Annotated in this window: 9 protein-coding genes; 4 read left to right on the top strand and 5 right to left on the bottom strand. The window is 63.0% G+C overall.

Going from position 1 to position 6450, the window contains the following annotated elements:
• Window positions 1–491 precede the first annotated feature (491 nt).
• Window positions 492–743: a hypothetical protein gene (locus HMPREF2617_RS08235; RefSeq protein WP_070422864.1), complete on the bottom strand. Its 252-nt coding sequence runs from the start codon at window positions 741–743 to the stop codon at window positions 492–494.
• Window positions 743–1363, bottom strand: coding sequence for a sigma-70 family RNA polymerase sigma factor (locus tag HMPREF2617_RS08230; RefSeq protein ID WP_070449575.1), 621 nt, complete (start codon window positions 1361–1363; stop codon window positions 743–745). Before HMPREF2617_RS08230 ends, HMPREF2617_RS08235 begins: the two co-directional genes overlap by 1 nt.
• Before the next feature lie 34 nt (window positions 1364–1397).
• On the opposite strand from HMPREF2617_RS08230, the gene ybaK reads away from it, so the two are divergent.
• Window positions 1398–1862, top strand: a complete 465-nt coding sequence (gene ybaK / locus HMPREF2617_RS08225; RefSeq protein ID WP_070840481.1) for a Cys-tRNA(Pro) deacylase — start codon at window positions 1398–1400, stop codon at window positions 1860–1862.
• A gap of 7 nt (window positions 1863–1869) precedes the next feature.
• On the opposite strand, the gene HMPREF2617_RS08220 is transcribed toward ybaK, so the two are convergent.
• Window positions 1870–2526, bottom strand: a complete 657-nt coding sequence (locus HMPREF2617_RS08220; protein ID WP_070840494.1) for an SOS response-associated peptidase — start codon at window positions 2524–2526, stop codon at window positions 1870–1872.
• 13 nt (window positions 2527–2539) lie between these two features.
• Here HMPREF2617_RS08220 and aroA point away from each other — a divergent pair, with 13 nt between their 5' ends.
• Both aroA and rsgA read left to right on the top strand, forming a co-directional pair.
• Window positions 2540–3820: a 3-phosphoshikimate 1-carboxyvinyltransferase gene (gene aroA / locus HMPREF2617_RS08215; RefSeq protein ID WP_101732554.1), complete on the top strand. Its 1281-nt coding sequence runs from the start codon at window positions 2540–2542 to the stop codon at window positions 3818–3820.
• Window positions 3820–4845: a ribosome small subunit-dependent GTPase A gene (gene rsgA / locus HMPREF2617_RS08210; RefSeq protein WP_070840479.1), complete on the top strand. Its 1026-nt coding sequence runs from the start codon at window positions 3820–3822 to the stop codon at window positions 4843–4845. Before aroA ends, rsgA begins: the two co-directional genes overlap by 1 nt.
• On the opposite strand, the gene HMPREF2617_RS08205 is transcribed toward rsgA, so the two are convergent.
• Together HMPREF2617_RS08205 and HMPREF2617_RS08200 are read right to left on the bottom strand one after the other, a co-directional pair.
• Window positions 4819–5313 carry a DUF6912 family protein gene (locus HMPREF2617_RS08205; protein WP_180950030.1) on the bottom strand — a complete coding sequence of 165 codons (495 nt, stop codon included), beginning with the start codon at window positions 5311–5313 and terminating at the stop codon, window positions 4819–4821. The two genes, rsgA and HMPREF2617_RS08205, sit on opposite strands and share 27 nt — an antisense overlap.
• Window positions 5313–5726 carry an HAD-IA family hydrolase gene (locus tag HMPREF2617_RS08200; RefSeq protein ID WP_070422860.1) on the bottom strand — a complete coding sequence of 138 codons (414 nt, stop codon included), beginning with the start codon at window positions 5724–5726 and terminating at the stop codon, window positions 5313–5315. Before HMPREF2617_RS08200 ends, HMPREF2617_RS08205 begins: the two co-directional genes overlap by 1 nt.
• A gap of 153 nt (window positions 5727–5879) precedes the next feature.
• Between HMPREF2617_RS08200 and HMPREF2617_RS08195 the strand changes: the two genes are divergently transcribed.
• Complete coding sequence (locus HMPREF2617_RS08195; RefSeq protein WP_070614824.1) at window positions 5880–6395, top strand: hypothetical protein; 516 nt, start codon at window positions 5880–5882, stop codon at window positions 6393–6395.
• Window positions 6396–6450 lie beyond the last annotated feature (55 nt).

The raw sequence follows: 6450 nt of genomic DNA, 5'->3' as shown, positions 1-6450 counted from the left end.
TCTTTATGCATGCATAGTATGCGGTTTAAGAGTGTTTTCAGCCAACACCCGCCCCATCGGATCGCGACCTGGGGAAATGCTGGAACAGCACTTCAAAACAGCCCTAAAACGGTCGGGAGGATTGTTCAACGACTGTGAAAACGGCTCGAAATGGGTGTGACGTGCGGATTGTTCAGCAATCTGCACCACCTGCTTACCCCCGCAAATTACCCCCGTTTTCCGAGCGCACACGCCATAACAGGCCTCAAGACACGAAAACAGGGCGTTTCAACCCCACGAACACACCAGTCCACCACCCCAACGCTCATCGTCTAGCACCCCGAAACACCAGCTAGACGATCAGCCCCATAACGACAAACAACCCCAACACCACCAGGGCAAACACAGAGGCCAAAACGAGACCGTCTAGCAGCATCACAAGCCCAGCTAGACGATGAGAAAGGCCGCAACAACCAGCCCCCGAACTCCCCCTAAAACCCCCTAAAAGCGCCCTAGTGCCACGTGACCTCGGTGTAGGAGATAGTGGTGATGATGCGCTCGCGCAGCGGCTCAGGAGCCTTCGTTGGCTGGCAGCAATCCCGGACGATGGCGCGAACGGCCCGCTCAGACTCGGCAATACTGCGACACTCCGGACATTGCGCGATCTCGGAGGTGATTTCCTCGCGGCGCTGTGGGGAAGTTTCTTCGTCGAAAAGTTCGCACAGCAGGCGGTATGTCGCTTCGCATCCGTGTCCCGTAGCCATTACTTCTCCTTCGCCGCAGTGTCGGTGTCCTGCATGTCCGCGTGGTCGAGGCCAATGCCTCGTTCCTTCGCCACGTCTTTCAACATGGCGCGCAGTTGTTTTCTTCCACGGTGCAGTCGGCTCATGACAGTGCCCATGGGGATGTCCAGCACTTCGGCGATTTCCTTGTACGCCAGCCCTTCAACGTCGGCGTAGTAGACCACCATGCGGTAGTCCTCGTTCAACGCGTTGAGCGCCTCGGAGATCCGCGAGTTTGGCATTGCCTTGAGCGCTTCAACCTCGGCGGATTCCAGTCCCGTCGAGTCGTGCGAGCTCGAGGAGTACAACTGGTAATCCGTCACTTCGTCCGCGGAGGTTTCCAGCGGCCGGCGCTGTTTCTTGCGGTACGAGTTGATGTAGGTGTTGGTCATGATCCGGTACAGCCACGCCTTGAGATTGGTACCGGGCGTGAAGCTGTCGAAGTTTTTGTACGCCTTGAGGTAGGTCTCTTGCACCAGGTCTTCGGCGTCTTGCGGGTTGCGGGTCATGCGCAGGGCTCCGCCGTAGAGTTGGTCGAGCAGCGGCATGGCTTCTTCTGCAAAGCGTGCCTTTGCTTCTTGATCAAGCTCGGTTTCGGGCATGCTCGCTATTGTAGGTCAGCGCTAAAATCGCCCCATGGCTGCTAAGACTCGCGCGCTGAGCGCTCTTTCTCAAACCCCTCATGAGGTGCTCGAATACATCCCAAGCCAGGACCATTTCGGGGCCCATTCTGCTGCTGAGTTGGGCCGTGACCCCCATACGGTGCTGAAGACGTTGGTGATCCATCACGAGCGCGACATGGCGATCTGTTGCGTGCCCGTCGCCGGCCACCTTTCGCTCAAGGCGGCGGCGAAAGCGCTGGGTTGGAAGCGTGCGGAGATGACCGATCCTGCTCAGGCGCAGCGTGCGACCGGCTATGTCGTGGGCGGGATCTCCCCGCTGGGCACCACCAAGCGCATGCCTACGCTTATCGACGACTCCGTCGCCGACCTCGAAACCATCACGGTATCCGCCGGCCAGCGGGGCCTTTCTATTGCGCTGTCGCCTACCGACCTGGCGGAGCTGACCAACGCGAAGTTCGCGCCTATCGGGACTGAATAGCCCTGGACTAGCCCGAGATCAACTCCGCGTAGTCGTTGCGCACGTTGCCTACTTCCTTTGCGGCCTCGTTCCACTGCAACGTGTCGGCCACGCGCGAGGGGTGCACAAGTTCTAACGCTTCCTCTGGGGTGCCGTCGACCCACTGGCGGATTTCGTCGTCACGCAGAAAGAGCGGTAGGCGGTGGTGGAGCCAGGCCATGTTGTCGGTGGCGTCGGTGGTGATCATCGTGGTGGATAGCCGGTCCAGCCCGGTCTCCCACAGTGCCGCCGCGTACAGCAAGCCCTCTGCGGGGCGCACGTAGTAGGGCTGCTTGCCGGATTCGGTTTGCTTCCACTCGTAGTAGCCGTCGAGCACCATCAGCCCGCGCCGCGCTTTGAACGCGCTGCGGAACGAGGGCTTCTCCGCCACCGTCTCTCCGCGTGCGTTGAACAGAGGCATGCCGGTGTCGTCTTTCTTCCAGGTTGGGAGGAGACCCCAGCGGGCGGCGTCGATACGCGCAGTCTGCTCTGCGACCCGGATGAGCGGCACCTGGTTTGTCGGCGCGATGTTGTAGCGCGGCGGTGGGGTGCCGTCGGGCGCTTCGACATGGTTGATGCCGGGCAGGGTGGCTACCTCGGAGAGGAGTTCGTCGCCAGTAGTGAAAAGAACGAATCGTCCGCACATGCGCTCCATTATTATGACGTTCATGACGAACATGTGGCCCGCACCGTTCCATCCGGCCCCGATCACCCACACGCAGCGGGTGCCGGGGTCAAAGTCCATGACTAACCGCGCCTACGTGCTGGCGGCACTTGCCGCTGGTCCGTCGACGATGACTGGGGCGCTGCGCTCGCGCGATACGGATCTTATGGAGGCCGCACTGGCGTCCATGGGCACCGGCTTCGAGCACGACCGCGACGTCATCCGTGTGACCCCGGGCGAGTTGCGCGGCGCGGAGGTTGATTGCGGTCTTGCTGGCACCGTGATGCGGTTTGTGCCGCCGGTTGCGGCGTTTGCTCAGGGGCCTGTGCTTTTCGACGGCGACCCCCACGCCCGCAACCGCCCCATCGCGGTTATCCTCGACGCCCTTCGCACCCTCGGCGTGTCCGTTGCGGGTGACGGGATGCCGTTTACCGTCCACGGCACCGGCAAGGCTGACGGCGGCCCGGTGGAGATCGACGCCTCCGGCTCCTCCCAGTTCGTTTCGGGCCTGCTTCTGTCTGCGCCCCGGTTCGAGCGTGGCGTGTCCATCCGCCACACGGGTGGCATGTTGCCGTCGATGCCGCACATTGAGATGACGGTGGCCATGCTCGCAGAGGCTGGCGTGAAGGTCACCGCTACCCGTGACACCTGGGACGTTGCCCCGCAGCCGATCCGCGGCACTAACTGGGTGATCGAGCCCGACCTGTCCAACGCAGCACCCTTCCTCGCCGCGGCAGCTGTCACTGGCGGCGAGGTGCGTATCCCGAACTGGCCGCTGCGCACCACCCAGCCGGGTGCAGTGATCCGTACCGTCTTGGAGCGCATGGGCTGCGAGGTCGAACTCATCGCCGACGGCTCCACCCAGACCCTGCGCGTGCGCGGCCCGAAGCCTGGCACCTTAAAGGGCATTCGACTCGACATGAGCGACATCGGCGAGTTGGCCCCCACCGTCGCCGTCATCGCGGCGTGTGCCTCCACCCCGAGCGAGCTAACTGGCATTGCGCACCTGCGTGGCCACGAGACGGATCGCCTGGCGGCGCTGACCAACGAGATCAACAACGTCGGCGGCAACTGCGAGGAACTCGGCGACGGCCTGCGTATCACTCCGACCGAGATGCATGGCGGGACGTGGCGTTCCTACGACGATCACCGCATGGCCACCGCCGGCGCCATCATCGGTCTGGTTGTGGAGGGCGTCCAGGTGGAAAACATTGCAACCACCGCGAAGACGCTTCCTGGGTTTGAGGACATGTGGTTGGAGATGGTTTCCAAGTAATGCGCCGCAAGTTTTCCGATTACGACGAATCCGACGTCCGCGTCCGCCCCGGCAAGGGCTCACGGCCACGCTCGAAGAACCGCCCGTCGCACGATAATGCCAAGTTCGGTTTGGTCGTGGCGAAGGATCGTGGGCGTTGGGGCGTCGTGCTTGACGACGACGCCACGCGCCTGCAATGCACCCGCGCCCGGGACTTAAAGCGCACCTCGATCGAGGTCGGCGACCGTGTCGGCGTCGTCGGTGACACCTCCGGCGCGAAGGACACGCTGGCGCGCATTGTGAAGCGCGAGGAGCGTTCCTCTGTCCTGCGCCGCACGGCGGATGATACGGACCCGTACGAGCGCATCATCGTCGCCAACGCTGAGCTGTTGCTCATCGTGGTTGCCGCCGCCGATCCCCCACCGCGTACCGGTTTTGTGGAGCGCGCCTTAGTCGCCGCGTTTGTCGGCGGCGTGACCCCGATGGTGTGCGTGACCAAGTCTGATCTGGCGGACCCTACCGATTTCGAGCGTGAACTCGCCGACCTTGGTGTGGAGGTGCTGCGCACCGGCGTCGACGACGACATCGCGGAACTGCTCACACACATCCGCGACCGCGTTTCTGCGCTGATCGGCCATTCCGGCGTGGGCAAATCCACCCTGGTCAACCGCATCGTCCCGGACGCGGACCGCGAAACTGGCGAGGTCTCCGGCGTGGGCAAGGGCCGCCACACCTCCACCCAGTCCGTGGCGCTGGAGGTACCCGGCGGCGGCTGGATTATCGACACCCCCGGTATCCGCTCCTTCGGCCTCGCACACGTCGCCCCGGAACAAATCGTGCAGGTCTTCCCCGATCTCGCCGAGGCCGCCGAAGGCTGCTCCCGCGGCTGCACCCACTTGGGTCCGCCTGCGGACCCGGAGTGTGCCTGGGACACGCTCGACGCTGAATCCCCCATCGGGCGCCGCGCGCTGGCTGTGCGCCACCTGCTGGAGGCTCTACACAGCAATAACGAGTGGGAGTTAAAGCAGCTCGAGGAGGAACGCTAACTCGTCTGGGTGGTAGAACGCCATGTAGTTGTCTTGGGCGTCGCCGACGGTCAGCTCCGCGTCTTCGTCGCCAAGATCCGCGGCATCGACCACCTCGATGGCCTTCGCGGTGGCTTCTTCGGATTCCTTGATGTCCACGTGGATCGCGGCGACGTCCTCAAGATTCACCGGGCCGGACAGTTTCACCACAGACTCGCCCATATCGGGCGCTTCAGTCGCGTCCACGTCCACGGAGATGACCACGCGGCGGTGCGGGAAGCGCTCCTCGTCCCCAATGGCGAGCAGGCGTAGCGACGCCAACGCCGCGTCATCGAACGCCACATCTTCGATCTCTTCGAGATCGCCCGAGGTGAAGAATTCCTGCAACGCCTTCGTCGCAGAAAAACCCCACCCGCTGCGCGCATGCAACAGACCGTTGTCCTGCAGCGCTTGCAGCATGCCAAAGGTTGCCGGGATGTAGACGCGCACTAGAACTCGCCCTCAATGTCGAACAGGGACTGGATCTCTACCGCAGTGCGGTCCAGCGCGGTGTGCAGGATGCCAATGAGGTTGTATTCCACTGCGGCGCGGATGTTCATGATGTCATCGTCGATCATCACGCACTCGTTCATATCCAGGCCGATCGCGTCGGCTGCCGCCTGGAACGCTGCACGCTCCGGTTTTTCCACACCGATCTCGCCGGAGAGCACAACCGCGTCGACAACGCCCTTGAACTCCCACTCGCGGATCGCGTCCGCAATCTCGCCCTCAGCTGCCTCGTTGGACAGGATGGCCACGGAGACGTCCTTCTTCTTGGCTTCCTCGATGAGGGTCTTCCAGCGGCTCTGGTCTTCAGCGCCCGTGTCCAGCACACCTGCGTAGTCGATGATCAAACCCTGCACTTCGGCCTTCTTTCGTTAGCTTTCGTTAGCTGCGTATTTCGCGTACGTGATGCGTATTTTAGTGCGCACACTCTTTATTTCATTGCGCCAATCGTGAACAATGATACCTACCCCGCGCCGCGCCCACCCCCTCCCGTGACGGAGGATTCCCACATGCCCACAACCAGGTACTACAGCGTTCCCGGCCACCAGCACATTCAACTCCTCGCACCTGAGCGCCGCACGCCCGCGCCGAAACCGGCGCCGCCGGTGCTCGAGCCGGACACCGCGCTCAGCGCCACACCACAGACCAATCAACGCGTCGACCCTCTCGTGCGCCAGGCCATCAGTGCTGCGTTCGGAGGCTACGACCCGACTGTGATGACAGCCTCGCGGTTCAGTACGTCGGTGCGCACACACATCCGTGCGTATCGACGAGCCCAGCTCCAACTCCGCGCCCACACCCGCAACACCGCAGTCCTGCCCACCCAGCACGTCCGGGTGATCACCTGCCACTCTGGTGAGGCCGGCGAGTTCTACGGCACCGTGGAGAAAGGCGGGCGACGCCTCGCCTTTGCCGCGAAGATGGCGGACGGCAAACTGCAGTCGTTCAAAATACTGGAGCCGCCTGCGCGCAACACGTCGCAGACGGCTCCTCACGCCCTCACCAGGGCGTTGCCCTCAGTGTGAGACCGCGCTGGCCCAAACAGTGGGCCCGAACAGTGGCCCCAAACAGTGGGCTCAG

Origin of the sequence: Corynebacterium sp. HMSC070H05 (genome assembly GCF_001837615.1) — a bacterium.
Taxonomy (GTDB): domain Bacteria; phylum Actinomycetota; class Actinomycetes; order Mycobacteriales; family Mycobacteriaceae; genus Corynebacterium; species Corynebacterium coyleae.
The sequence above is the reverse complement of the archived record's forward strand: the minus strand, read 5'-3'. Positions and strand labels throughout refer to the sequence as shown.

What these genes read in the sequence shown, in the direction of transcription:
- aroA (WP_101732554.1), top strand. Translation starts at nt 2,540, where the DNA reads ATGACGTTCATGACGAACATGTGGCCCGCACCGTTCCATCCGGCCCCG.
- HMPREF2617_RS08220 (WP_070840494.1), bottom strand. Translation starts at nt 2,526, where the DNA reads ATGTGCGGACGATTCGTTCTTTTCACTACTGGCGACGAACTCCTCTCC.
- HMPREF2617_RS08230 (WP_070449575.1), bottom strand. Translation starts at nt 1,363, where the DNA reads ATGCCCGAAACCGAGCTTGATCAAGAAGCAAAGGCACGCTTTGCAGAA.
- HMPREF2617_RS08235 (WP_070422864.1), bottom strand. Translation starts at nt 743, where the DNA reads ATGGCTACGGGACACGGATGCGAAGCGACATACCGCCTGCTGTGCGAA.
- rsgA (WP_070840479.1), top strand. Translation starts at nt 3,820, where the DNA reads ATGCGCCGCAAGTTTTCCGATTACGACGAATCCGACGTCCGCGTCCGC.
- ybaK (WP_070840481.1), top strand. Translation starts at nt 1,398, where the DNA reads ATGGCTGCTAAGACTCGCGCGCTGAGCGCTCTTTCTCAAACCCCTCAT.
- HMPREF2617_RS08195 (WP_070614824.1), top strand. Translation starts at nt 5,880, where the DNA reads ATGCCCACAACCAGGTACTACAGCGTTCCCGGCCACCAGCACATTCAA.